Origin of the sequence: Marinobacter halodurans (genome assembly GCF_004327985.1) — a bacterium.
Lineage (GTDB): Bacteria > Pseudomonadota > Gammaproteobacteria > Pseudomonadales > Oleiphilaceae > Marinobacter_A > Marinobacter_A halodurans.
Map to the genome: position 1 here is coordinate 1 of NZ_SJDL01000206.1, position 382 is coordinate 382.

At 50.3% G+C, this 382-nt stretch carries 1 protein-coding gene; it reads right to left on the reverse strand.

Annotated features, from left to right (window positions below; translation table 11 throughout):
* Positions 1-122: 122 nt before the first annotated feature.
* Positions 123-382: hypothetical protein (locus tag EZI54_RS24995; protein ID WP_207389363.1), on the reverse strand; the 260-nt coding region annotated here is incomplete at its 5' end.

The following is a 382-nucleotide window of genomic DNA, read 5'->3' on the forward strand; positions in this document are numbered from 1 at the left end:
AAGATGTTGGTGGCTATCTGATGGACTATTACAACCGGCAGCGACCTCACACATTCAACGATGGCATTCCGCCCGTTGCAGCTGAGGAAAACCTTAAAATACTGTCCGGGATTAGTTGACCACTACATGTTGATACCTCCATGCCTTATTGGCGCATGCCCTTCTAGATCGAGTCTTCCTATTCTTTGAGCTGTGTTCAACTTATCTGTAACAAGATCAACTGCCTTCAGTTCAAGCCCATCCACCCGACTGGGAGCCGTATCCTCAAGAAGGGTTTGACGGTGCAGGTCAGCATCACGCCAGATGCGCCTCAGGCGCTGTTTCCGAACGGCTTTACCAAACGCCTTAACCATCTTGCCCAGATGGGTAAGCAGACCCACAT